The sequence below is a fragment of the Paenarthrobacter sp. 4246 genome (assembly GCF_040546855.1).
GTDB lineage: Bacteria > Actinomycetota > Actinomycetes > Actinomycetales > Micrococcaceae > Arthrobacter.
The window spans coordinates 27,762-50,395 of sequence record NZ_JBEPOP010000006.1 but is presented as its reverse complement, the minus strand read 5'-3'; the positions used below and the strand labels follow the sequence as shown (position 1 = coordinate 50,395).

Genomic DNA, 22,634 nt, shown 5'->3' with positions numbered 1-22,634 from the left:
CACTTTCCATATGTTAGACGCGCGACCCAGGCACGCTCAGCGGGCCTCAGCGGCTCTCGAGGACCGCCGCGAGCTGGAGGAGCACCAGTTCAGATCCCGGCCGGCCAATCAGCTGAATCCCCATGGGCAGTCCGCCCTGCGTCGTGTGCACGGGAATGCTGATGGCCGGGAGTCCGCACACATTCACCATGGACGACCACGGGGCGTACTCGCATTGCCGCTTGTAATCCTCGTCTGCGTCCCCGGCCCACTCGCTCGGCCAGAGTTCACCACTGTGCCCGCCACCGGTAAACCAACCGATCGGCCGCGGTGTCTGCGCCAGCGTCGGCATGAGCATCAGGTCCCAGTCCGAGTACTGCGTGATGGTGTCGTGCTCGAACTGACGCAGGAAACCCAGGGCCTCGTTGACCTTCAACACGCTCCGCTGTTGAGCCCGACGCCGGAACGTCCGGGTCAGCGGGGTCAGCAACGCCTCGCGCTGAGGTGCCATCCGGGCGCTCCCGACGCCGGCGGTCCAGGCTGCGGTGAATGCTTCGGGATAGCGGTTGTCGTAGCGGATTTGGGCTTCGGTAACGCTGTGGCCCGCTTTTTCCAGCAGCCGGATCCCCAGCGATAGAGCGTCCATCGCTTCCTGCTCGACCTGGAACGGGTAGATGCCGGCCCACGGGCTATCCAGGGTCACACCGATTCTCATGGGATCCGGTGCCCGCCCCACGTTGGCGAGGTATCCGCCGTCGGGCGCTTGGTCGCGAGGGACCAGCGCGTCCATCAGGAGCGCTGCATCTGGTGCTGTTCTTGCCAGCGGCCCGGCAACCACCAACTTGGCGGCATCGCCCGCGCTCGCACCCGATGGCACCACGCCCCGCCCTGGTTTCAACCCGACCAGGCCGCACGCGCCGGCCGGGATCCGGATGGACCCGCCGCCGTCTGTCCCCGGAGCGAACGGCACCAGGCCGGCGGCCACAGCGGCAGCGCTGCCACCCGACGACCCACCAGAGCTTCGACCCAGTGAATACGGATTGCGCGACGGCGGCGCAACGCGGTTTTCGCTGTAGGCCGTCAGTCCGAACTCTGGAACCTGGGTCTTGCCCAGTGAGATGGCGCCGAGGCCCTTCAGCGTCGCGGCGAGGGCGCCATCCTCGGGCGCGGGCTTGTGCTCAAGGGCCGCGCTGCCGTGGGTGGTGGGAACGCCGGCAACATCGGTGAGGTCCTTGAAGGCAGTGGGCATGCCGTGGAGGACGGGAAGTTCATTCAGGCGTCCCTCCCGGTTCAGCCTGGCGTGCAGCCCATCCGCGGCGGCCGCGTCCTGCAGGGCCTGTTCCACGGTGACCGTGACGAAGGCGCCCAGCTGCTTGTTTCCGGCTTCGATCATGGACAGGAAGTGGGTGGTGGCTTCACTGGCAGAGACTGCGCCCGAAGCCAGGGCATCACGGAGCTCAACGGCAGTCATCCGCGCTATGTCATGCACGTAAGGATCAGCCAAGGAAACGCGACTCCAACCGTTCCTCCACAGCAACAGCATCCACGCTCTCGCCCGCGCCGGCGGTCACCCTGAAGGCAGCCTTGTTCTTCACCTCGGACACCACCTCTACAAGTTCCGTGCCCCGGTAAACCAGCCCGACGCCGTCGTCCGTGCAGTGCGTCTCACCCAGGGTGCCGTTGGCCACCAGTTGGTGAATGGCGGGCGCGCGGCGCAGTTCTGAGTCATAGTGCACCCCGTTGCCGTAAGGGAGGAAGCCCAGGGCGTTGGTAACGGGCTTGAGCTCAGGCCCAAACGAATCAGTCACGCCGCCTTGGTACCAACAGATGGAGCCAGCGGAAACCCCGGCCAGTACTACGCCGTTTTCCCAGGCCCGCCGCAGAATTCCGTCCAGGCCATGCGCGCGCCAGACTGCCAGCAGGTTCACCACCGAACCGCCATTGACCCACACCACGTCCTGCTCAAGGAGATGGGCCTCCGGGTCCTCGATGTTGGGCATGGTGAAAAGGTTGAGGTGGCTGAAATCGAACCCTGCGATGCGGGCTGCCTGATCCATTTCCGCGGCCCACCAACGCTGGTCACCGGACGCGGTACCGATATGTGTGACGCGCGGCGCCCGGCCAGTGACACCGGACAGTTCCACGGCGTAATGCATCAGGTGATTGAACTCGATCCTGGTCCGATCGCCGGGCTTATAGCCGCCGGATGTCGCCAGGATGGTGGGGTGCCCAGCAGCCATGGGGGTACTCCTAACGCGCGAGTGTTGGGGGAGTGCTTGGGTCCCAGTCTTAGCGTCCCGGCGTCGGGAAGCAAGCGCGGTCCGCCTGTGAAGTTACGGTGCCGTGCGGCGGGGACTAGGCTGGATCCTGGACTTAATCGATGGAAGGGACCGCCATGAGCGACTTCGATACCGTGCCTGTGGGCGACATTCCGGCCGACGCCAGCATTCTGGACGTCCGCGAAGACTACGAGTGGGTGGCAGGCCATGCTGAAGGTGCGCGCCACATCCCCATGGACCAGCTTCCAGCACGCCTGGATGAGCTTGATCCGGACGACGACCTCTTTGTCATCTGCCGCACCGGCGGTCGCTCTTTCCGCGCCGTGCAGTGGCTCGTAGGGCAGGGCTACTCTGCCGTGAACGTAGCAGGGGGCATGGATATGTGGTTCGAGACCGGCAAGCCGATGGTGTCGGACAATGGACTGAAGCCGGTTGTTCTCTAGCCTGCGTATATAACCAGCAAGGAATATCTCTTGACGTCATCTGTGACCTACACGTTCCTCGGCCCCGAGGGCACCTTCACCGAAGCTGCCCTCCTCCAGGTGCCGGGTGCTGCTGACGCCACACGCATTCCCTGCACCAACGTCAACACAGCCCTGGACCGGGTGCGTGCGGGCGAGGCCGACGCCGCCATGGTCCCGATCGAGAACTCGGTGGAGGGCGGGGTCACTGCCACCCTGGACGCGATCGCCACTGGCCAGGAGCTCCGGATCATCCGTGAGGCCCTTGTTCCCATCACCTTCGTGCTCGTGGCGAGGCCCGGCGTCGAACTTTCCGACATCAAGAGGATCTCTACACACGGGCACGCCTGGGCGCAGTGCCGCCTGTGGGTGGATGAACACCTTCCGAACGCCGATTACGTTCCGGGGTCGTCGACGGCGGCCTCCGCCATGGGTCTGCTGGAGGATGATGCGCCGTACGAAGCCGCTATTTGTGCCCCGTTGGTGGCTGCGGAACAACCCGGCCTGAATGTTCTGGCGGAGGACATCGGCGACAACCCCGAGGCGGTCACGCGGTTCATCCTGGTGAGCAAACCCGGCCTTCTCCCAGACCGCACCGGAGCTGACAAGACCACCGTTGTTGTCCCGCTGCCTGAGGACCACCCGGGCGCGCTCATGGAGATCCTGGACCAGTTCGCATCCCGCGGAGTGAACCTCAGCCGCATCGAATCCCGGCCCACCGGACAGTACCTGGGCCACTACTTCTTCAGCATCGACGCCGACGGTCACGCCACGGATTCACGGGTAGCCGACGCCTTGGCCGGCCTTCACCGCATCAGCCCGGCCACGCGGTTCCTGGGCTCCTATGCCCGCGCCGACAAACAGCCAGCGGTGGTGGCCCCGCATACTTCCGACGCCGCCTTTGCCTCGGCGCATGCGTGGGTTGATTCGATCCTCAAGGGTTCCTAGGCGCTGTCCACAGAGTGGAATGCATGCTCTTTCGCAGTCATGCTTCTGTGCGTATGCTTGCCTGATCCATCAACGATGGCTGAATGCCAAACGAAGGGAGCGGTCATGACTGTCCACAGCGATGACAAAGACGGCCAGGGCATGATCGTCAATCCCAAGCCCTCAAGTGAAAACAAGGATGACTGGGACGGCGACGACGCTGATCGTGCGGATCGCCTGCGCTTCGAAGAGGAGCAGGCCATGATCAAGGAGCAGTCCGAGGCCCGGGCCGCAGCCAAGGCAGCGGCTGAAGAAGCCGCGAAGAACGCAGCACAACCCGAAAAGGGCGCTGTTTAGACGGTTTTGGCTTTGGGTACGCGCACCAGCAGGGAACCTGGCGCCACCTGGACGGTGACCGTTGTAGCCTCACCCGAGGGGTCGCCGTCCAGCTGTGTTGCCATGGGTTCCTGGCTGCGGATGACCACCTTGCCGGAGCGGTAAAAGCTCATCATCGGCAGGTTCGCGTTGTGCTTGAAGAGGACCTTGGTGTACATGGCGAGCCAGCCGAAAGCGCTGCGGGGACTCATGACCACAATGTCCAGCATGCCGTCGTCGACCATGGCCTGGGGGATGAAGTCGATGCCGCCGGGGATCAAACCACAGTTGGCGAACAGTACGCTGCGGATCTTCCGGGCTTGCTCGGGTTGGTCATCCATGGTGATGGTGACGCGTTTGCGGCGGCCGGGAAGGTGGCGGACGCCGGCTTCGGTGTAGGCAAGCCAACCGACGCTTTTCTTGAGCTTGTCCCTGGTATCGCCAACGACCTCGGCGTCCAGGCCCATGCCGGCGATGACCAGGAACGTGTGCTCGGCGGACTCGCCGGTGATGTCGTTGTCCAGGCCCATGGTGGCGGTATCGATGTAGCGCTGGTGGCCGAACAGCGCCACCTGGATGCAGTCCTCAAGGTCCGTGACGTCCAAATCCACGTTGCGCGCCAGCAGGTTTCCGGTGCCCAGTGGGATGAGGCCCATGGCAACGTTCTTGTGCGCCAGTGACTCAGCCACCACGCGCACTGTACCGTCGCCGCCGCACGCCAGAACGACGTCGGCCCCGTACGCAAGAGCCTCCCGCGACTGGCTGTAGCCGGGATCCTCCACAGTGGTTTCGTAGAATTTGGGGGCGTCCCATCCTGCGAGGTCGCAGGCGTCCACGATGGCCTGCCGGGCCGCGTCCGCGTTGTTCTTGACGGGGTTCAGGACGACTGCCACCCGCTGGTCCCCGGCGCCGGGCTTGTGCGTATCCTCCCGAACAGCGCTTCTGATGTGCCGGGCTTTCAATCGGCGCACACCCCACCAACTGGAGACGGCAAAGGCCACGCCCCCAGCGAGAATCACGTACAGGATCCAGTCGCTCATGGTGCTCCAACACTATCCTCCTGGGCAGGTCCCTCTGTGCCGCGTCTCCGCGACGGGTGACCATTGCCCGCTGCGGGCCGGAAATCCGCGGCGGATTCGATACTCTTGTCTGGTGATCGACGTAAAAGACCTCAGCGAAAATCCGGACAAGTTCCGTGCCAGCCAGCGCGCCCGTGGCGCCGATGAGTCCGTTGTGGACGCGATCATCTCCGCTGACTCCGATCGCCGTGCCGCGCTGATCCGCCACGAGACGCTCCGCGCAGAGCAGAACGCTTTCGGCAAGAAGGTGGCGCAGGCCAAGGGCGAGGAAAAGCAGGCGCTGCTGGCAGAGGTCAAGGAACTGGCCAACTCGGTCAAAGCCGCTGCTGCTGAAGCCTCAGCCGCCCAAGCGAAGCAGGAAGAACTGCTCCGGGTCATCCCCAACCTCGTGGTGGACGGTGTCCCCGAGGGTGGCGAGGACGACTACGTCGTGGTCAAGACCGTCGGTACTCCGCGCGAATTCACGGACTTCGAGCCGAAGGATCACCTGGAAATCGGTGAACTGATTGGCGCGATCGACATGGAACGTGGCGCCAAGGTTTCCGGGTCGCGTTTCTACTTCCTCCGCGGCGTTGGCGCCCGGCTGGAGATGGCTCTCCTGCAGATGGCCATGGAGCAGGCCATCGACGCCGGCTTCGTCCCCATGATCACCCCCACTTTGGTGCGCCCGGAGACCATGCAGGGCACCGGTTTTGATGTCAAGCACGACGCCGAGATCTACCGCCTCGCTGAAGACGACCTTTACCTTGTGGGAACCTCGGAGGTGGCCCTCGCCGGCTACCACGCAGACGAGATCCTGGACCTCTCCGCGGGCCCCATCCGCTACGCCGGCCAGAGTTCCTGCTACCGACGTGAGGCCGGTTCGCACGGCAAGGACACCCGCGGCATTATTCGCGTGCACCAGTTCAACAAGGTGGAGATGTTTATCTACACCACGGTTGAGGAAGCTGCTGCCGAGCACGAGCGCCTGCTCGCTTGGGAAGAGGAAATGCTGGCCAAGTGCGAGCTTCCCTACCGCGTGATCGACACTGCCGCCGGTGACCTCGGCATGTCCGCGGCCCGCAAGTTTGACTGTGAGGCCTGGGTTCCCACCCAGAATGCCTACCGGGAGCTCACCTCGACGTCCAACTGCACCACGTTCCAGGCGCGCCGCCTCAACATCCGCGAACGCGTGGTCAACGACGAAGGTGTTGCCAAGGGGACCCGCGCTGTTGCCACGCTGAACGGCACCCTGGCCACCACGCGCTGGATCGTTGCCATCCTTGAGCACCACCAGAACCCGGACGGCTCCGTCAACGTTCCCAAGGCACTGCAGAAGTACCTTGGCGGGCTTGAGGTTCTGCCGGTTATCTAGCGGGGCTTGCGGGCAAGCACGATCAGTTCACCTTGCCCGCTGCCCACGTCCTCGCCGGCCCAGCCGCCGCAGACGTGGTCCACCGTGAAGCCTGCTGAGGCTAGATCGTGGCGGAGCTGATCTTCCGTGCGGAAGGCCAGCACGGATGTCTCGGGTTTGTCGATGCTCCCGTCCACAACCCGGTGTTCAGTCAGTGCAACGAGCCCGCCCGGCCGAGGATCACACTCCGTCCACGTTTCCAAGGCAGTGCCGTCGGGGAGGGCGCAGCGCCGCCGCGTCCTCGCCGGAGTCCAGTGTTCCCACGCTCTGGCTGCAGGGTCTCGGGAATCGAAAGCCAATCGACCTCCCGGGACGAGCGCACGGTTGATGTCGGCAAGCGTTCCGGACCAGTCGCCGTCGTCGTAGATCGCTTGAGCCACGTGCGCCGTCATGATCGCCGCGTCGAAGATGGCGTCGTGGGGGATCGCCGCCGATGTCCCGTCCAACCAAGTGACGCCTTCAGCCCCGGGTTTCTGTCGCGCAGCCGCAAGGGAACCAGGGTTGGGGTCGATGCCAACAACGGCATGGCCAGCCGCGGCAACCGCCAAGGTGATCCGACCGGTACCGCAGCCCAGATCCAGCACCCGGCTGTCCGGCCGCTCATTCACGAAAGCCAGGAAAAAGTCGTCATCCGCGGCCCACTGATTCTCCGCGTCGTAGAGGGCTGACAGTTGGGCTGAGGTCATTCGGGAAGACATCCGCCCACCCTAACGGTCTCGTCGCCGGATCCCCGGGAAATCGGGCACAAAAAAGGAAGGGAATCATCCCTTCCATACTCAATTTATAACGCACCCTGGGGCTTGCGGCAAGGCCCCCTACGTGCCGAACAATTGGTCCACGAACCCCATCGCCCAGAGAAAAGGGAGTCGTGCCATGCCCGAAACCAGCCCCGTAGAAACCAGTGCCTTTGCCCTGCCTGCACACCTTTCCCGCAAGGCCGAGCCGACGTTGATCGGCAGCGATGACCAGCAATTCGAAGCCATTGCAACCAGCCTGTCCGAATCGGTGGAGGATTTGTCCGACCGCCTCGACACCGTGCGAAAACAGCCGGGCCGCCGCGGCCAGGCCGCCTTGGATCGGGACCAGGAAATTCATCGGATCACGGCGCGGCTTCGGGCCCTGCGCCGGTTCGGCCTGGATCTTTGCTTGGGCCGTATGGTCACCGCTGACAATCCGGAACCCACCTACATAGGAAGGCTGGGACTCAATGACGCAGGGGGCCGCCGGCTCCTGGTCGATTGGCGCTCGCCGGCAGCGGAGGCTTTCTTCGGAGCGACCCACGCCAATCCGATGGGCTTGGTGAGTCGCCGCCGCTACCGCTGGACCAGGGGGCGAATCAGTGACTACTGGGACGAAGTGTTCACGGCGGATGGCTTGGAAAGTAACGCTGCACTTGATGACCAGTCCGCCTTCATCGCCAGTTTGGGCAGCAGCCGCACTGCTCGAATGCGGGACGTGCTGGGGACCATACAGGCGGACCAGGACCAGATCATCCGCGCCGGTTCCCGCGGTGCCTTGGTGGTGGACGGCGGTCCTGGTACCGGTAAGACTGTGGTCGCCCTGCACCGCGCGGCGTACCTGCTCTATTCGGATCCAAGGCTGAGTCGGCGCGGTAACCATCGAAGGAGCGATGTCCTGTTCGTCGGCCCGCACCAGCCCTACCTCGCCTACGTTGCGGACGTTCTCCCCAGCTTGGGCGAAGAGGGAGTGCAGACCTGCACGCTGCGTGACCTGGTCCCGGAAGGTGCCACGGCCGTCGTCGAAAGTGATCCCGACGTCGCCCGGCTCAAATCGTCCGTGGAGATGGTGAAGGCGATTGAGGCCGCCGTGAGGTTTTACGAGGCGCCGCCGTCCAGGGGCATGGAGGTTGAGACGCCGTACGCCGACGTCTGGCTCAGCACTGAAGACTGGGCCGAGGCCTTTGATGCCGCAGAACCCGGCACCCCGCACAACGAGGCACGCGACGACGTGTGGGAGGCGCTGCTGGAAATCCTCATGGACAAGCTGGTCGAGCACGACGTTCCCACGGGCTCGCTCCGGAGGGTGTTCGCCCACAACACAGGGCTGCAGGAGGAATTCAACAAGGCCTGGCCGTTGCTCTCCTACGGTGCGCTGGTGGCCGACCTCTGGCGCGTACCTGCCTATCTGCAGCTGTGTGCACCGTGGTTGCAGCCCGATGAAAGGGCGATACTGCGGCGCCAGGACCAGGAGGGATGGACGACGGCGGACCTGCCGCTTTTGGACGCAGCCCGCCAACGCTTGGGCGACCCTGAAGCTTCCCAACGCAGGCGGAAGCAGGAAGTGGCGCTGGCCGTCGAACGGGAGCTGATGGACCGGGTGGTTGATGACCTGATTGCAGCTGACGACTCAGAAAACCTGGAGATGTACATGTTGAGGGGGGATGACATGCGGGACAAACTGGTGGGCAGTGACGCGGTGCCCATAGCTGACCCTGATGCCCTGGCAGGACCGTTCGCGCACATCGTGGTGGACGAGGCCCAGGAGTTGACCGACGCTGAGTGGCGCATGCTGCTTCTTCGCTGCCCGTCGCGGAGCTTTACGGTGGTGGGGGACCGCGCCCAAGCCAGGCATGGTTTCGTTGAGACCTGGGAGGAACGCCTGGAGCGAGTGGGCCTGGGTGCCGTTACTGTGGCCAGCCTCAGCATCAACTACCGCACGCCGGAAGAAGTCATGGCCGAAGCTGCGCCGGTCATCAGGGCGGCCCTCCCGGACGCCAACGTACCTGTTTCAGTCCGCAGCGCTGGCCTCCCCGTGCGCCACGGAACAGTGCGGGAACTAGAGTCCATTCTGGATACGTGGCTCGCTGAAAACCCGGAGGGCACGGCCGCCGTCATCGGCCTGCCGGATGGGAAAGCAGTGAACCAGGCCGTGGATCGCGTCAGCCGGCTTACTCCTGAATTGTCCAAGGGCCTGGAGTTCGACCTCGTGGTCATCATCGATCCGGAGGACTTAGGGGAAGGCGCGGGAGGTGAGGGCATTGAGGGCGCCGTGGACCGCTATGTCGCCATGACCCGGGCCACCCAGCAACTCGTGATCCTGGGGAGGAACGTGGAACCATCCGAATGATTCACCGTCCGTTAATCCACAGCTGTGGCGCCGGTCCTAGTTCAGTGTCGGAGGTGTCTGCTCTACTGTAAGCATGACTATTTTGACTGATACTCCAGTTGCTGGCATCGATGACCAGCCAAATAACAACAACAACCTCATGGTCGCCTTGGACGTTGACGGCACCTTGGTTGACCACGACGGCCACATGTCACCGGGCGTTCGCTCTGCTGCGCAGGCAGTGGTTGCCAGCGGCCACGACGTCATGATCGCCACGGGCCGCTCACTCAACGCGACGCTGCCCATCATTGAACAGATCGGCCTCGAGCGAGGTTACGCAGTGTGCTGCAATGGCGGCGTGACACTTCGGCTGGATCCCTCGCTGGACAAGGGCTACGAGATCATCCACAAGGCAACCTTCGATCCCGCTCCGGCGCTAAAGGCCCTGCGCGAACGGCTGCCCAACGCCAAGTACGCGCTGGAGGACGAGGACGGCAACTTCCTCTCCACCGAGCGCTTCCAGGATGCCAGCTTCGGTGTGGAGTCCATCGGCGTGGACTTTCAGACCATGTTGGATGCCACCGCGGTCCGCGTGGTGGTCTTCAGCAGCGAGAACACCTCGGATGAGTTCAACGAGGCCATCAAGCACATCGGACTTTCCGGCGTGACCTACTCGGTGGGCTGGACCGCCTGGCTGGACATCGCGGCGGAGGGTGTCACCAAGGCAAGCGCCCTCGAAGCCCTGCGCCGGAAGCTCGGCACGGACCGGGCCAACACGGTGGCCGTCGGTGATGGCCGCAACGACATCGAGATGCTCACCTGGGCAGGCCGGGGCATTGCCATGGGCCAGGCCCCTGACGAGGTACTCGCCGTTGCGGATGAGGTCACCGCGTCAGTGCTCGACGACGGCGCCGCTTTGGTTCTGCGCGGCCTGCTGTAACTGCCCATTAACGGGCGGCGCGGTACCTAGACTGGGGCTGTGTTCTACCAAGAGTGCCCCGCGCCGCCCGGGCTGCAGCCGTTCGTTACCCAGCTGTGGTTTGTCCGTGCTCAGCCTCAAGCCCGTTATGAGAAGATCCTCCCTGGACCTTCTGCGCACCTGGTTTTGAATCTGTCTGACCCATACCGGCTGATCACCCCGCCTGAGGGCGGAACAGCCCCCACCCTGTCGGAAGCCGGTGCAACTGAAGTATCCACGGGCTTCTACGCGGGCCTGCAACGCAGTTATGTCATCAGTGAAAACCCGGATCAGCTCTTCAACATTGGTGCCCGCCTGACTCCCTATGGACTGGCAGCGTTCACCAACCGGCCGCCGTCGGAGTTTCAGAACCGGGTGATGGATGCTGAAAGCATCTTTCCCGGCTTTTCCGAGCTCCGCTCTCATCTGACCACCGCAGAGCCTGAACAGGCCTTCAAGGCACTGGCAACTTTTCTGGAAGCGCAGCTCAGGCCGGGGTACAAAGCCGACCTCCGGACACTGCATGCGGTGGAAACCCTGGCCAAGGTCGACGTTGAAATCAGCGTGGTGGCTGCGGGATTGGGAATCAGTGCGTCCACGCTGGAGCGCATCATGATGCGGGACTGTGGAACCACGGCCAAGGCTTATTCGGACGTGTGCCGGTTCAATAGGCTCGTGAACCAGGCGGCGGCCCTGCCTGTGGGCTCCATCCCGGGCCGGGAACTCCTCCACTTGGCCGATTACTACGACCAGCCCCATCTGATCCGGTCTTTCAGGCGCTTCAGTGGTTTTACGCCCACCGAGTACCTTCAGGTGGTGCAGAACTACGGGGCGGAATATGCCACGTTTGTCCCGCTCAAGGACGTAGCCGGATAGCCTGCGGGTTTTTTACAAGACCGCGAGCTTGACCGGGCGTACTGTCCATTCAGGAACTGCTCACCCTGGAGAGGACACTGATGGACGTTCAGATCAATTGGCTCGCTGTGTTGCTGGCTGCGTTGGCCACGTTCGTGGTGGGTGGGCTCTGGTACTCGTTGCTTTTCGCCAAACCGTGGCAGAAGGCGGCCGGGGTGAGCGATGAACAGTTGAAGTCCGGAACGGCGCGCGTCTTTGTGGGCTCGTTCCTTCTGGCAGCTGTGATGGCCGTATTCCTGGCTGCGTTCATCGGCCGGGGCGGGTTCGCGTTCGGAACCTTTGCCGGGCTGGCCGCGGGCTTTGGGTGGGTGGCAACAGCGCTGGGCGTGAATTACCTGTTCGAGCGCCGCAGCCTCACGCTATTCGCGATCAACGGCAGCTACAACGTAGTCACTTTCACGGTGATGGGCGCCATCATCGGAGCCATGCAGGCTTAACGCTCCGTACTTACAAGACCTATTGGAATACCGTCTGGACCGGCCCTCCGCCGGCGGACTCAACAATGGCCTGCGCAACCACCCGCAGCTTGACGTTCCGGTTGCTCGAGGCCTTTTTGATGAGTTCAATTGCCTCCTCCTGGGTGCAGCGGTTCTGGGCGATGATGATGCCGGTGGCAATGTCGATCACCGTCCGCGACTCCATGGCCGCCCTCAGGTTGGCCGCGGTTTGGCTGTGCTGGGCAATCAAAACGGCCAACTGGAGACCTTTTGCGGCCTGTTCAACGTAGTCGTTGGCGCGCTGTACGGCCGCTTGGTCGAAGGCGTTGGGGCGGTCGGAATACAGGTTGAGGCCTGCCCGGGAAGTGTCGTCCGGAAGCGGGAAGGGAACCGCCAGCACGGAGCGAAGCCCATGGCCGGTGATGGCCTTGTTGTAGTCGGGCCAGGTGTTGTCTTTTTCGAAGTCAAGCACGTGCACCTGGGTGCCTTCGCGGCAGGCGTGGAGGCAGGGTCCGTCGGCAAACGCGTACTGGACCTCGTCCAGTTGCCTTGCGCGTTCGCTGCTGCTGGCCACGGTGCCGGCTGTCCGATCCCGCATGAGGGTGATGCCGCAGTAGACCTCGTGGTCAGGATTGCTGAACATGCTGGCCGAGTGGCGGGCCAACTCCTCAAGGAACGCCTCGACGTCAGGCGTGCTCAGCAGCAAGTCCTGGATATCGGCCAGCACTGTTGTCTCGGCGAGTTGGGGGTCTTCCATGAGGATCTCCGATCCGTGGATGTGGCTACCTTTCGAGACTAACTCCCGGCACCCGTTGAAAGCTAATAGTAAGTGTGCTTCTCTTTTTAAGGAGTCTTGCCGTGGGCTCACTTTCAGCCGGTCAGAGGATTGAAGCCCCATGGGACAGACCCAACAACTTGGCCTCCGCAACACGACGTCCGCAGGTAAACCTGAAGGGAGCATTCGCCAGAGCTTTCAGGACAGCCTGGTCCTGGACCATCTCAATCTGGCCAAGTCCATCGCCGCCAGATACTCAGCCCACACGCACGATCTCGACGACGTCAGGCAGGTCGCGTACATGGGCCTCATCAAAGCGTCCCGCGGTTACGACGAGTCCAAGGGCGTCAGTTTCCCCGCCTACGCCGCACCCACCATCGCCGGGGAGGTCAAACGGTATCTCCGCGACCATTGCTGGGTTGTCCGTCCGCCGCGGACCATCCAGGACGTCCGGCGCCAGGTGCTGGCGCGGACGGAGGAATTGACCCAAGCCCTGCAGCGGACGCCTTCCCCGGAGGAAGTAGCCGAGGACCTGCATCTGGAACCATGCCAGGTACGCGAGGCGTTGATGGCCGGAACCAGCAAACGCCCGGATTCCCTGGACGCCCCGGCATCCGATGGCAGGGATGGCCTGCAGGGCACCCTTTCCGCTTTCGGTTGCCCGACTGACCGGCTCGAGGACGTGCTGGCCCTGCGCAACGCCATCCGGGAACTTAGCCCGGAGGACCGCCACCTGCTGTACAGGCGCTACTACCGCGAGGAAACGCAGTCCACCATCGCCGAGGCCCTGGGGATGTCGCAAATGCAGGTATCGCGAAAGCTGTCCAAGATCCTGGTGTCCCTCCAGACCCAACTGCTGGACGATGAGGCCCACCTGCAGGACGGGACGGCTCCCTGACAAAACAGCAAGAGCCGGCTAGCAGCCCAGCCGCTCTACGGCGTCCACAACGTCGCGGACGCTGACGGCCAAAAGCGCCGGATCAGGATCGGCGGAGAACACATCACCGCGGCGCAGTTCGACGGCGGTAAGCACCACATGCGGTCCCGGCGGTGGACCCCACTCCTCAGCGGGCGCCGGTCCGAACAGCACCACGGACGGACGTCCGTAGGCGGATGCCAAATGTGCCGCGCCGGTGTCGGCCGAGACTACCAAGCGGGCCCCGGCGATGGTGGCCGCGAATTCGGCGAGGCCCTGCCGCCCGGCCAGCAGGCCGTCGTCGAGGTTTGCTCCTTTGAGCTTCGCCAACGCGGCAGTCTCCTCTGCCCGGACGCGCTCGGAGGTGCCACCCGTGAGAACCACCTGATGCCCCGCCGCGGCGAGCTGGACGGCAACGTCTGCGAACCGCTCCACCGGCCACAAGCGGCTGCCATAGGCCGCGCCAACGTGGATCACGGTGGCCCCGGGACGCGGCGACGGAACAGCTGGACGGTTCAGCCGGTAGTCCAGTGGATCAGCGTCGATACCGTGCCAGCCCAGCAGCCGGGTCCAGCGCTCGCGTTCGGGGATCCCGGTGATCCACGCTGGTCCGTCGATCCCCGGCGACTCATGGGCAATCACCCTGTTGGCCTGCAACTCCTCGATCCGAAGCCGGCTCTCAGGACCATTTCCGTGCAGGTTGACCGCGATGTCCACGGTTCCGCGGGGGACAGTCAACGGGTCATCGAGCCCTGGCGTCGGCAGGTGGTGGATACTGCCCACCAGCTCCACGGCCTCGGCGACCCAGGCAGGCGCAGCGTACAGAATCCGGTGCTCGGGAAAGGCCCTGTGCAGGCCACGGAGCGCCGGAACTGAGACCAGGAGGTCGCCGAGTTTCAAAGCCCGCAGGACAAGCAGAACGGGTTGATCTTTGCTCAAGGAACTGTCCGAAGCTGTGGTCATGGTGGCCTCCCGCTAGGAGTCTAACGGCACCAAACTTCTCACCGCTGCGCTGTTTAGCGTCCGGAGAACTGGGGAACGTTGCGGGTATGGGAGGATCCGGAACGTTGAAGGCGGTCCTGTTTGACCGCGACGGAACACTGGTTGTTGACGTGCCCTACAACAGCGATCCGCAGTTGGTGCGGCCCATGGACGGTGCGCTGTCCGCCCTCCAAAAAGTGCGCCGCGCGGGACTGGCCACCGGAGTGGTGACCAACCAGTCGGGCGTGGCGCGGGGGCTGCTGACACTGGAGCAAATGCACGCCGTCAACCAACGGGTGGAGCAGCTGCTGGGTCCTTTCGACGTATGGGAGTTCTGTCCGCACGGACCGGAGGACGGCTGCGACTGCCGCAAACCTGGGCCGGGAATGATCCTGGCGGCCTGCAGGGCTTTGGGCATCACGCCGGAGGAAGCTGCTTTTGTTGGCGACATCGGCGCTGATATGGAGGCGGCTGCCGCAGCGGGTGCCAGGGCTGTGTTGGTTCCAACGGAAGTCACCCGGCGCGAAGAGATCGAGGCCGCCGGCAGTGTTGCCGCGGACCTGGGGCGTGCAGTGGAGCTCCTGCTCTCCGGGGCACTGGAAGAACAGGATGCCCGTGTATGAGCCGCGTCCTGGTGGCCCGCTTGGACAGCATGGGAGACGTCCTGCTGTCAGGACCGGCCTTGCGCGCCGTGGCCAACGGAAGCAGGCCGGATGGCAGCCGCCCCAACGACGTGGTGCTGCTGTGCGGTCCCGAAGGATCGAGCGCGGCGGAGCTCCTTCCCGGAGTGACCCAAGTGCACACGTGGGAGTGCCCGTGGATCGTGAACCAGGCGCCCCCTGTGACAGAAGAGATGACGCGGGGACTGATCGACTTTGTCCGCAGCTCCCGGATTCAGGAAGCCGTGATCCTTACGTCCTTCCACCAGTCCCCGCTTCCTCTGGCGATGCTCCTCAGACTGGCCGGCGTCGAAAAGATCACGGGTGCGTCCACGGACTACGCAGGCTCCCTGCTGGACGTCCGGCTCAAGCCGGGCGAGGACTTTCCGGAGGACCAGCCGGAAGTAGTCCGGGCCCTCACCATCGCAGGGGCCGGGGGCTACGTGCTGCCCAACGGCGATGACGGGAAGCTGCGCATCACCTCCGGCCCGGATCCTGAAGGGGTGGCCGAACAACTGGCTGATGGGGGCCAGTACATTGTGGTCCACCCGGGATCGGCCGCCCCGGCCAGGGCCTGGCCCGCGCTGCACCATGCGGCAACCGTGGAACTCCTTGAAGCCTACGGCCACCGTGTGGTGGTCACGGGCGGCCCGGGGGAGACCTCACTGACGGCAACAGTCGCCGGCCCCTCCGCAAGGAACCTCGGCGGTGGAACCAACCTGCGGACGCTGGCAGCGGTGCTGGCGGGAGCCGCCGTCGTGGTCACCGGCAATACCGGTCCCGCGCATCTGGCGGCAGCGGTGGGAACGCCGGTGGTGTGCCTGTTTGCCCCGGTGGTTCCGGCCATCCGATGGGCGCCCTACGGGGTGCCGCTGGAACTGCTGGGAGACCAGGACGCTGCCTGCAAGAACTCCCGGGCACGCCTCTGTCCGGTGCCCGGGCATCCCTGCCTGAGCTCGGTAACCCCGGAACAGGTTGTCGAGGCCGTTGAAAGGCTCCTGGGAGGCGTGTCCTCCCTGTCCACCCGACGAAAGGTTTGGAAACCATGAGGATCCTGGTGTGGCACGTCCACGGCGGATGGATGGAGGCATTCGTCCGCGGCCGGCATGAGTACCTGCTGCCGACATCGTCCGACGGCGGCGCGTGGGGTTTGGGCCGGGGTGGCCGCGACTGGCCTGCCGCTGCCCAGGAAGTGAACCTGGACACCTTGGACCCAGCCAGTGTTGACGCTGTTGTCCTGCAGAGGCCCGAGGAAATCGCAGCAGTGGCCCGCTCACTCGGCCGCCGCCCGGGCGTGGAACTCCCCGCCGTGTACCTGGAACACAACACACCCAAGGGCGACGTCCCGTTCACGCTCCACCCTTTGGCGGACCAGAGCACCATCCCTGTGGTCCACGTGACCCATTTCAACCGCCTCTTCTGGGATACGGGGACGGCAACCACCACAGTGATCGAGCACGGCATCCCCGACCCCGGGCACCTGTACACCGGCGAACAGGAAGAGATGGGGGTGGTTGTCAACGAACCCGTCAGGCGTGGCCGTGTCACGGGAACCGATCTTCTGCCCGGATTCGCCGGGGTGGGCCCGCTGCGGGTCTTCGGTATGGGCACGGAAGATCTGCCCGGGGCGCTGAATCTCAAGGGCTACGGGCTGAGTGAGGTCCGGCTGCACATCGCCGGCGACGTGCAGGCGCCCAAACTCCACCAGGAACTGGCCCGCTGCCGCTTGTACCTTCACCCGCTCCGCTGGACCTCGCTGGGCTTGGCGCTGCTCGAAGCGATGCACCTTGGCATGCCTGTCCTGGCGCTTGCCACCACCGAGGCGAGCCGCGCCATTCCCCACGGTGCAGGCCTGGTCTCCAACGACGTCGACGACCTCCAAAAGTTTGCCCGACGGCTGCTGGACGACCCGGACGACGCCTACGCCATGGGCATCGTTGCGCGCGAGGCCGCGCTGCAGCGCTATGGCCTGGGCAAGTTTCTTCGGGCCTGGGATGAACTCCTGGCCGAACTCCCCAAGGGCGCGCGCCGGGAAGGCCGTCCGCAATCCGGAACGGCTTTCGCCAGCCACAACCCCGACGCCAGCCACAACCCCGACGCCCGCCATGACCCCGACGCCCGCCACAACCCCGAGAGGACGCACCCATGAAAATCTCCATGGTCTCCGAACACGCCAGTCCGCTGGCTGCCTTGGGAGGCGTTGATGCCGGAGGTCAGAACGTCCACGTTGCGGCACTTTCATCAGCCTTGGCAGATCGCGGCCATCAGGTCACGGTCTACACGCGGCGCGACGATCCCGAACTCCCCGCAAAGGTGCAGGTTGGGCCGGGACTCACCGTGGTTCACGTGGACGCCGGCCCGCCCCGGCACATCCCCAAGGACGATCTGCTGCCATTCATGGGCGAACTGGCAGACGGAATCTGCGAGGACTGGGGAGACCAGATCCCTGACATCGTCCACGCCCACTTCTGGATGTCCGGCCTCGCTGCCATCCAAGCATCCAGGCGGGCAGGAGCTGCCAACCCTGTTCCTGTGGTGCAGACTTTCCACGCCCTCGGCTCCGTAAAACGCCGGCACCAAGGTGCCGCCGATACCAGCCCACCCGCCAGGGCATGGCTGGAACCCTGGGTTGGGCGCGCCGCGGACTGGGTCATCGCCACGTGCCCGGACGAGGTCTTTGAACTCAAGGCCCTGGGCATCAGCGGCTCCAAGATTTCCATCGCGCCCTGCGGCGTGGACCTCACCCTGTTCCCTGGATCGTCCGACGCCGAACCCAGGACCCGCACGCATCGGATTCTGAGCGTGGGCCGCCTCGTGCAACGCAAGGGCGTGGACCTGATCATCCAGGCCCTGCCCCTTCTGGCGGAGGCGGGCTTCACCGACGTCGAGCTCCTGATTGTTGGCGGTTCCGGCGACGCCCTGACCCTCGAGGAAGACCCGGAGGCCCAACGGCTCCACGCCCTGGCGAAAGAGCTGGGCGTCGAGGACAAGGTGACCATGCGGGGCCAGGTGCCCCGCGACGCCATGCCCGGCATCTTCCGGAGTGCGGACGCCGTTGTTTGCGCGCCGTGGTACGAGCCTTTCGGCATTGTGCCCCTCGAAGCCATGGCGTGCGGGGTCCCTGTGGTGGCGGCAGCCGTGGGCGGCCTGCGGGAAACCGTGGTTGACCAGAAAACCGGGCTGCACGTCCCTCCGCGTGATCCGGAAGCCCTGGCCGAGGCGCTCGGAAAGCTACTGGGTGACCCTGACCTGCGGGCCGACATGGGCCGCGCCGGAGCACGCCGGGCGCGCTCCCGATACTCCTGGGAACGTATCGCAGCAGACACCGAAAAAGCCTACCGATCCGTCCTGGCTACCGGGCTGTCCCGGCGGGCCAACGAGGGTTTGGAACCACTGGAAGGAACGGCACTGTGAACATCAAAGGCTCCGTGACCATCAGCACCCACGTTCCTTCTACCGCTGACAGCGTCCCGGACACTGTGCCGGCGCGGTGGGCTCCCGATCCCACCGATTCCAACCACACGGCCGAGGTTACCAAGCACCTGGACAACGTCATGCCCGCGCTGGAGTCGCTGCGCTCGCAGTCGGGGCGCTTAGCCGAGTGGGGAACGGAACTGGCCAAGCGGCTGCTGGCCGGGCAACGCCTGCTGGCGGCCGGCAACGGCGGCTCAGCGGCTGAGGCGCAGCACCTGACGGCCGAGCTCGTGGGCAGGTTCGATGAAGAACGGGCACCCTTCTCCGCCATCTCCCTCCACGCCGAGTCCTCGGCCGTCACGGCGCTGTCCAACGACTATGGCTACGAGGAAGTCTTTGCCCGCCAAGTCAGGGCCCACGGCCGCGCGGGCGATGTCCTCCTCCTGCTCTCCACCAGCGGACGCAGTTCCAACCTGCTCAAAGCCGTCCGTGCAGCCAAAGAACGCGGCATCACCACGTGGGCTCTCACCGGCGCCGGGCCTAACCCGCTGGCCGACTCCTGCGATCAAGCCATCACCGTTGACGCCATCTCCGCAAACGCCCAGGAAGGCCACCTCATCGCCATCCACGCCGTGTGCCGGGCCTTTGATGCCGAGGTGGCAAAGCGGGCAGGCTCGGGCCCATTCTTCGGAGCGCGGCAGCCATGAGGATCACAGTGGTGGGCGACGTCCTCCTGGACGTGGACATCAACGGGGCCGCCACCCGGCTCAGCCCCGACGCGCCCGTGCCGGTGGTGGACGTCCGCGACATCCGGCGTCGTGCAGGCGGCGCTGGACTGGTGGCTACCGTGCTCGCCCAGGACGGCCACAGCGTCTCGCTGGTCACCGCGCTATCGAACGACGACGGCGCCAGCCACCTTAGGCGCGCACTGACCGGTGTCTCGGTGCTCGCCGGAGCCCCGCTGGCCCCAACGCCCACCAAGACGCGGGTGCGGATCGGGACACATCCCGTGGTCAGGTTCGACCAAGGGTGCGCCCCGGCCCCTGTACCCACCACCACGGGAAAGATGCTCGAAGCCATCGCGTCGGCGGAGGCCATTGTGGTGGCCGACTACGGCCGCGGAATGACCGCCAACACCGAGATCCGCGCCGCGCTTGCCAACGCCGTAGGCCGCGTCCCCGTGGTGTGGGACCCGCACCCTGCCGGTTCCGAGCCCGTGGCGGGGGTCGCCGTCGTGACGCCGAACCTTGCCGAGGCCGTGGCGGCAGCGAATGCGGCCGGGCTGGAACCGTCCACAGGTGCCGAAGTAGCAGGCCGGTACCTCCTCGAAAAGTGGGGAAGTGGGGCCGTTTTGGTGACGAGGGGTGAGGACGGGGCTCTCTTGATGTCAGCAGGAGCGGCGCAGGGTATCCCCGCCCCCAGAACCAACGTCAGTGATCCCTGCGGAGCCGGCGACCGACTGGCCGGCAGCCTTGCCGTGCACTTGGGGCTCGGGCTTGACCTCGCGCAGGCTGCCGCCCGGGCGGTGGAGGATGCGTCGGCATTCCTGGCAGCGGGCGGAGCGGCGTCGTTGGCGGTGGTGACCGAAGCGCCCGACACCAGCCCCGTCGTCGAGCTTAAGGGCCTGGAACTGGTGGGAGCCGGCGATCTGCACCCGGACGGCGTTCAGTTGGCCCGGGCTGTGCGGGCCGGAGGAGGCACGGTGGTGGCCACCGGCGGATGCTTCGATCTCCTCCACGCCGGTCACGCCCGGACGCTGGCTGCCGCGCGCAGCATGGGCGATTGCCTCATCGTTTGCCTGAATTCCGATGAATCGGTCAGGCGGCTCAAGGGCGTACACCGGCCAATCGTCAGCGTGGAGGACCGGGCGGAGTTGCTGCTGGCTCTTGAGTGCGTTGATGCCGTGGTGGTGTTCGACGAGGACACTCCCGAAGCCTGCCTCACCCAACTGCGGCCCGATATATGGGTCAAGGGTGGCGACTACACCCCCGAGGATTTGCCGGAAGCCCGCTTGGTGGCGGGGTGGGGAGGGCGTTGCGTCACTGTGCCCTTCCATCCGGCACGCTCCACCAGCGGCCTGGCCGCAGCCCTGGCCAAGGTCAGCTGACAACAGCACCGTCAACTGAGAACAAGCACCCAAGCAACCAAGCACCGATCAACCGAGAGGAACCGCATGAACACGCAAACACCTGGTCGCGTCATCGTCACTGGAGGCGGCTCCGGCCTTGGCGCTGCGATCGTGGAAGCCATCCGCGACGCCGGTGGCACGCCCTTCGTCTTCGACCGCGATGTCAGCAATGTGTCGGGGGCCAAGGCCCTGGAAGTGGACGTCTCCAACCGCGAAGCAGTGGAAGCCGCCGTCAAGGAGGCCGCCGAAACGCTGGGCGGCCTGGACGGAGTGGTGACGGCGGCAGGCATCGATCGCTGCGGCAAGCTGGGCGACGTCCCGGCGGAAGAATGGGAAAAGGTCATAGGCGTGAACCTCCTGGGCACGGTTTCGGTGGTCCGTGCGGCACTGCCCTATCTGAAGGGATCACGCGGCAGGGCCATCACCATCGCCTCCACGCTGGGACTTCGGGCGCTGCCCGATGCCACGGCGTACTGCGCCTCGAAGTTCGGTGTGATTGGCTTCAGCCGTGCACTCGCCGCCGAAACCGGGGGCGTCATCGGCGTCACCACCATCATCCCGGGCGGTATGAAGACCCACTTCTTCGACGATCGCGACGAACAGTACAAGCCACAGGACGACTCCAAGCTGAACGATCCCGCCAACGTGGCGCAGGCCGTGGTGTTCGCCCTCTCCCAGCCGTTCGGCAGCGAGGTCCGCGAACTCCTTATTTGCCCCGCAGAAGAAGGCTCGTGGCCGTAAGGTCCTGCACGTCCTGAACAACGTCGGCCACGGCGATGCCCTCAATGAGCGTGTCGTCGTGGCCGCAGTGCGGTGCCGTCCATCCCACCTGGGTGACGTCCGCTCCGCAGCGCGGGCACTGCGTAGCCCACGACATCCGGACACGGTGCAGGCCCCTGCCGCGCGGCCCCGCATTGAGCACGTTTCCCACCCAAAAGATTCCCACCGTGGGCGTCCCCAGTGCTTGGGCCAGGTGACGGGGGCCGCTGTCGCTGGCGAGCATCACCGTAGCCTCCGCCAGGAGAGCCGCCAGGTCCCCAATGTCCAGCTCGCCGGCTATGGAGCGCACGGCGTTCCGGCCACCCTCAGGCAGTTGGCGAACTGCCAGTTCAGCTACTTCCTGCGCCAACGCCTTCTCGGTATGGTCGCCCACGATCAGCACCTGGGCCCCTTCCCGCGCCAACCCCGCCGCGGCTTCAGCAAAATACGACGCCGGCCATCGCCTGCGGGGATCGGTGGCACCCGGGTGGATCACTACCAGCGATGTCCGCTGCGGGTCCCGTAATCCCGCCATGTTCTGCTGATGCTCAGGCCTGGGGCGCAATGGAGGGGAAACGATGCTTGGAGCTCCGGCCAGACCCGCCACCTCCAGCCAGCGGTCCGGTTCATTCTGGTAGTAGACGTAATCAAGGTTCCGCTCCAACGGCACCGCGTCCTTGGTGCGCGTGCCCACGGTATGCCGCGCCTCAAGACGAAGCAGGAATGGATTGGAAAACCGTCCGCCGCCGTGCATTTGGAACGCAACATCGAATTCCCTGGACCGCATCGATTCGAAGAACGCCTCCTGCGCCGCGAGGTCCTCAGCATCGTCCTCAAAGCGCTCGCCGTTGCGGGGGCCGTCATGGACGCCGCGCGCAACGGGCAGCATCTCGACGGCGTCAACCGGACCTTCCGTCGCGGCCACCAGTGCGGCATGGATCGGTGTGCCCAGAAGCGTGATGGTGGCGTCGGGGTATGCGTTCTTCAGCGCGTGGAGCGCCGGATAGAGGTATATCAGGTCGCCCAATCCACCGCCCCTGAGGACCGCAATCCGTGTGACGTCACTGAACTTTGCCAGCACGGGACCGATGCCGGGGTTCGCAGGACCATCCATGGGCGATTCCTTCTGTGCG

The 22,634-nt window shown here is 65.1% G+C and carries 23 protein-coding genes; 16 read left to right on the top strand and 7 right to left on the bottom strand.

Annotated elements, in window-relative coordinates; genetic code table 11:
- Window positions 1-46 precede the first annotated feature (46 nt).
- A complete protein-coding gene (locus ABIE35_RS12425; protein WP_354515301.1) occupies window positions 47-1,450 on the bottom strand; it encodes an amidase in 1,404 nt (467 codons plus the stop codon).
- A 25-nt stretch (window positions 1,451-1,475) separates the two neighbouring features.
- The gene (locus ABIE35_RS12420; protein ID WP_354515300.1) at window positions 1,476-2,219 is read right to left on the bottom strand and encodes a Type 1 glutamine amidotransferase-like domain-containing protein; all 744 of its coding nucleotides are present in this window, start codon (window positions 2,217-2,219) and stop codon (window positions 1,476-1,478) included.
- A gap of 155 nt (window positions 2,220-2,374) precedes the next feature.
- Between ABIE35_RS12420 and ABIE35_RS12415 the strand changes: the two genes are divergently transcribed.
- From ABIE35_RS12415 to ABIE35_RS12405, 3 genes are all read left to right on the top strand, one after another.
- A complete protein-coding gene (locus ABIE35_RS12415; protein WP_024818941.1) occupies window positions 2,375-2,701 on the top strand; it encodes a rhodanese-like domain-containing protein in 327 nt (108 codons plus the stop codon).
- Between the two features lie 30 nt (window positions 2,702-2,731).
- On the top strand, window positions 2,732-3,667 hold the full coding sequence (gene pheA, locus ABIE35_RS12410) for a prephenate dehydratase (RefSeq protein ID WP_354515298.1): 936 nt from the start codon (window positions 2,732-2,734) through the stop codon (window positions 3,665-3,667).
- Between the two features lie 105 nt (window positions 3,668-3,772).
- Window positions 3,773-4,003, top strand: coding sequence for a hypothetical protein (locus ABIE35_RS12405; protein WP_354515296.1), 231 nt, complete (start codon window positions 3,773-3,775; stop codon window positions 4,001-4,003).
- On the opposite strand, the gene ABIE35_RS12400 is transcribed toward ABIE35_RS12405, so the two are convergent.
- The gene (locus tag ABIE35_RS12400; RefSeq protein ID WP_354515294.1) at window positions 4,000-5,061 is read right to left on the bottom strand and encodes a diacylglycerol/lipid kinase family protein; all 1,062 of its coding nucleotides are present in this window, start codon (window positions 5,059-5,061) and stop codon (window positions 4,000-4,002) included. The genes ABIE35_RS12405 and ABIE35_RS12400 overlap by 4 nt on opposite strands.
- A gap of 112 nt (window positions 5,062-5,173) precedes the next feature.
- Between ABIE35_RS12400 and serS the strand changes: the two genes are divergently transcribed.
- Window positions 5,174-6,454: a serine--tRNA ligase gene (gene serS / locus ABIE35_RS12395; protein WP_354515292.1), complete on the top strand. Its 1,281-nt coding sequence runs from the start codon at window positions 5,174-5,176 to the stop codon at window positions 6,452-6,454.
- Here the strand turns inward: serS and ABIE35_RS12390 are convergent.
- On the bottom strand, window positions 6,451-7,191 hold the full coding sequence (locus ABIE35_RS12390) for a class I SAM-dependent methyltransferase (RefSeq protein ID WP_354515291.1): 741 nt from the start codon (window positions 7,189-7,191) through the stop codon (window positions 6,451-6,453). The two genes, serS and ABIE35_RS12390, sit on opposite strands and share 4 nt — an antisense overlap.
- Window positions 7,192-7,366: 175 nt before the next feature.
- On the opposite strand from ABIE35_RS12390, the gene helR reads away from it, so the two are divergent.
- The 4 genes from helR (at window position 7,367) to ABIE35_RS12370 (ending at window position 11,869) form a co-directional block, all read left to right on the top strand.
- Window positions 7,367-9,580 (top strand): RNA polymerase recycling motor ATPase HelR, encoded by a 2,214-nt coding sequence (gene helR / locus ABIE35_RS12385; protein ID WP_354515289.1) that lies wholly within the window; start codon window positions 7,367-7,369, stop codon window positions 9,578-9,580.
- A gap of 73 nt (window positions 9,581-9,653) precedes the next feature.
- Complete coding sequence (locus ABIE35_RS12380; RefSeq protein WP_354515287.1) at window positions 9,654-10,499, top strand: HAD family hydrolase; 846 nt, start codon at window positions 9,654-9,656, stop codon at window positions 10,497-10,499.
- Between the two features lie 39 nt (window positions 10,500-10,538).
- The gene (locus tag ABIE35_RS12375; RefSeq protein ID WP_354515286.1) at window positions 10,539-11,393 is read left to right on the top strand and encodes a DUF6597 domain-containing transcriptional factor; all 855 of its coding nucleotides are present in this window, start codon (window positions 10,539-10,541) and stop codon (window positions 11,391-11,393) included.
- An 80-nt stretch (window positions 11,394-11,473) separates the two neighbouring features.
- Entirely contained in the window at window positions 11,474-11,869 is a 396-nt protein-coding gene (locus tag ABIE35_RS12370; RefSeq protein WP_354515284.1) for a DUF1761 domain-containing protein, read from the top strand.
- Between the two features lie 19 nt (window positions 11,870-11,888).
- On the opposite strand, the gene ABIE35_RS12365 is transcribed toward ABIE35_RS12370, so the two are convergent.
- Window positions 11,889-12,626, bottom strand: coding sequence for a GAF and ANTAR domain-containing protein (locus ABIE35_RS12365; RefSeq protein WP_354515282.1), 738 nt, complete (start codon window positions 12,624-12,626; stop codon window positions 11,889-11,891).
- A gap of 139 nt (window positions 12,627-12,765) precedes the next feature.
- On the opposite strand from ABIE35_RS12365, the gene ABIE35_RS12360 reads away from it, so the two are divergent.
- The gene (locus ABIE35_RS12360) at window positions 12,766-13,542 is read left to right on the top strand and encodes a sigma-70 family RNA polymerase sigma factor (RefSeq protein WP_354515280.1); all 777 of its coding nucleotides are present in this window, start codon (window positions 12,766-12,768) and stop codon (window positions 13,540-13,542) included.
- Between the two features lie 18 nt (window positions 13,543-13,560).
- Here ABIE35_RS12360 and ABIE35_RS12355 read toward each other — a convergent pair whose 3' ends face one another.
- Window positions 13,561-14,523 carry a glycosyltransferase family 9 protein gene (locus tag ABIE35_RS12355; RefSeq protein WP_354515278.1) on the bottom strand — a complete coding sequence of 321 codons (963 nt, stop codon included), beginning with the start codon at window positions 14,521-14,523 and terminating at the stop codon, window positions 13,561-13,563.
- 86 nt (window positions 14,524-14,609) lie between these two features.
- Between ABIE35_RS12355 and ABIE35_RS12350 the strand changes: the two genes are divergently transcribed.
- From ABIE35_RS12350 to ABIE35_RS12320, 7 genes are all read left to right on the top strand, one after another.
- A complete protein-coding gene (locus tag ABIE35_RS12350) occupies window positions 14,610-15,164 on the top strand; it encodes a D-glycero-alpha-D-manno-heptose-1,7-bisphosphate 7-phosphatase (RefSeq protein ID WP_354515277.1) in 555 nt (184 codons plus the stop codon).
- On the top strand, window positions 15,161-16,249 hold the full coding sequence (locus tag ABIE35_RS12345) for a glycosyltransferase family 9 protein (RefSeq protein ID WP_354515275.1): 1,089 nt from the start codon (window positions 15,161-15,163) through the stop codon (window positions 16,247-16,249). Before ABIE35_RS12350 ends, ABIE35_RS12345 begins: the two co-directional genes overlap by 4 nt.
- Window positions 16,246-17,349, top strand: coding sequence for a glycosyltransferase (locus ABIE35_RS12340; protein ID WP_354515274.1), 1,104 nt, complete (start codon window positions 16,246-16,248; stop codon window positions 17,347-17,349). Before ABIE35_RS12345 ends, ABIE35_RS12340 begins: the two co-directional genes overlap by 4 nt.
- On the top strand, window positions 17,346-18,614 hold the full coding sequence (locus ABIE35_RS12335; RefSeq protein ID WP_354515272.1) for a glycosyltransferase: 1,269 nt from the start codon (window positions 17,346-17,348) through the stop codon (window positions 18,612-18,614). Before ABIE35_RS12340 ends, ABIE35_RS12335 begins: the two co-directional genes overlap by 4 nt.
- Window positions 18,615-18,679: 65 nt before the next feature.
- Window positions 18,680-19,321, top strand: a complete 642-nt coding sequence (locus tag ABIE35_RS12330) for a D-sedoheptulose-7-phosphate isomerase (RefSeq protein ID WP_354515786.1) — start codon at window positions 18,680-18,682, stop codon at window positions 19,319-19,321.
- A complete protein-coding gene (locus ABIE35_RS12325) occupies window positions 19,318-20,721 on the top strand; it encodes a PfkB family carbohydrate kinase (protein ID WP_354515270.1) in 1,404 nt (467 codons plus the stop codon). The genes ABIE35_RS12330 and ABIE35_RS12325 overlap by 4 nt, the downstream gene beginning before the upstream one ends.
- Before the next feature lie 66 nt (window positions 20,722-20,787).
- Window positions 20,788-21,483 (top strand): SDR family oxidoreductase, encoded by a 696-nt coding sequence (locus tag ABIE35_RS12320; RefSeq protein WP_091464488.1) that lies wholly within the window; start codon window positions 20,788-20,790, stop codon window positions 21,481-21,483.
- Here ABIE35_RS12320 and ABIE35_RS12315 read toward each other — a convergent pair.
- Window positions 21,449-22,615 (bottom strand): glycosyltransferase family 9 protein, encoded by a 1,167-nt coding sequence (locus tag ABIE35_RS12315; RefSeq protein ID WP_354515268.1) that lies wholly within the window; start codon window positions 22,613-22,615, stop codon window positions 21,449-21,451. The two genes, ABIE35_RS12320 and ABIE35_RS12315, sit on opposite strands and share 35 nt — an antisense overlap.
- Window positions 22,616-22,634: the final 19 nt, after the last annotated feature.

Bases quoted from the DNA above. Each gene is read 5' to 3' on its own strand.
- ABIE35_RS12425 (WP_354515301.1), bottom strand. From the start codon at position 1,450: ATGACTGCCGTTGAGCTCCGTGATGCCCTGGCTTCGGGCGCAGTCTCT.
- ABIE35_RS12420 (WP_354515300.1), bottom strand. From the start codon at position 2,219: ATGGCTGCTGGGCACCCCACCATCCTGGCGACATCCGGCGGCTATAAG.
- ABIE35_RS12415 (WP_024818941.1), top strand. From the start codon at position 2,375: ATGAGCGACTTCGATACCGTGCCTGTGGGCGACATTCCGGCCGACGCC.
- ABIE35_RS12405 (WP_354515296.1), top strand. From the start codon at position 3,773: ATGACTGTCCACAGCGATGACAAAGACGGCCAGGGCATGATCGTCAAT.
- ABIE35_RS12400 (WP_354515294.1), bottom strand. From the start codon at position 5,061: ATGAGCGACTGGATCCTGTACGTGATTCTCGCTGGGGGCGTGGCCTTT.
- ABIE35_RS12390 (WP_354515291.1), bottom strand. From the start codon at position 7,191: ATGTCTTCCCGAATGACCTCAGCCCAACTGTCAGCCCTCTACGACGCG.
- helR (WP_354515289.1), top strand. From the start codon at position 7,367: ATGCCCGAAACCAGCCCCGTAGAAACCAGTGCCTTTGCCCTGCCTGCA.
- ABIE35_RS12380 (WP_354515287.1), top strand. From the start codon at position 9,654: ATGACTATTTTGACTGATACTCCAGTTGCTGGCATCGATGACCAGCCA.
- ABIE35_RS12370 (WP_354515284.1), top strand. From the start codon at position 11,474: ATGGACGTTCAGATCAATTGGCTCGCTGTGTTGCTGGCTGCGTTGGCC.
- ABIE35_RS12365 (WP_354515282.1), bottom strand. From the start codon at position 12,626: ATGGAAGACCCCCAACTCGCCGAGACAACAGTGCTGGCCGATATCCAG.
- ABIE35_RS12360 (WP_354515280.1), top strand. From the start codon at position 12,766: ATGGGACAGACCCAACAACTTGGCCTCCGCAACACGACGTCCGCAGGT.
- ABIE35_RS12355 (WP_354515278.1), bottom strand. From the start codon at position 14,523: ATGACCACAGCTTCGGACAGTTCCTTGAGCAAAGATCAACCCGTTCTG.
- ABIE35_RS12350 (WP_354515277.1), top strand. From the start codon at position 14,610: ATGGGAGGATCCGGAACGTTGAAGGCGGTCCTGTTTGACCGCGACGGA.
- ABIE35_RS12345 (WP_354515275.1), top strand. From the start codon at position 15,161: ATGAGCCGCGTCCTGGTGGCCCGCTTGGACAGCATGGGAGACGTCCTG.
- ABIE35_RS12340 (WP_354515274.1), top strand. From the start codon at position 16,246: ATGAGGATCCTGGTGTGGCACGTCCACGGCGGATGGATGGAGGCATTC.
- ABIE35_RS12335 (WP_354515272.1), top strand. From the start codon at position 17,346: ATGAAAATCTCCATGGTCTCCGAACACGCCAGTCCGCTGGCTGCCTTG.
- ABIE35_RS12325 (WP_354515270.1), top strand. From the start codon at position 19,318: ATGAGGATCACAGTGGTGGGCGACGTCCTCCTGGACGTGGACATCAAC.
- ABIE35_RS12320 (WP_091464488.1), top strand. From the start codon at position 20,788: ATGAACACGCAAACACCTGGTCGCGTCATCGTCACTGGAGGCGGCTCC.
- ABIE35_RS12315 (WP_354515268.1), bottom strand. From the start codon at position 22,615: ATGGATGGTCCTGCGAACCCCGGCATCGGTCCCGTGCTGGCAAAGTTC.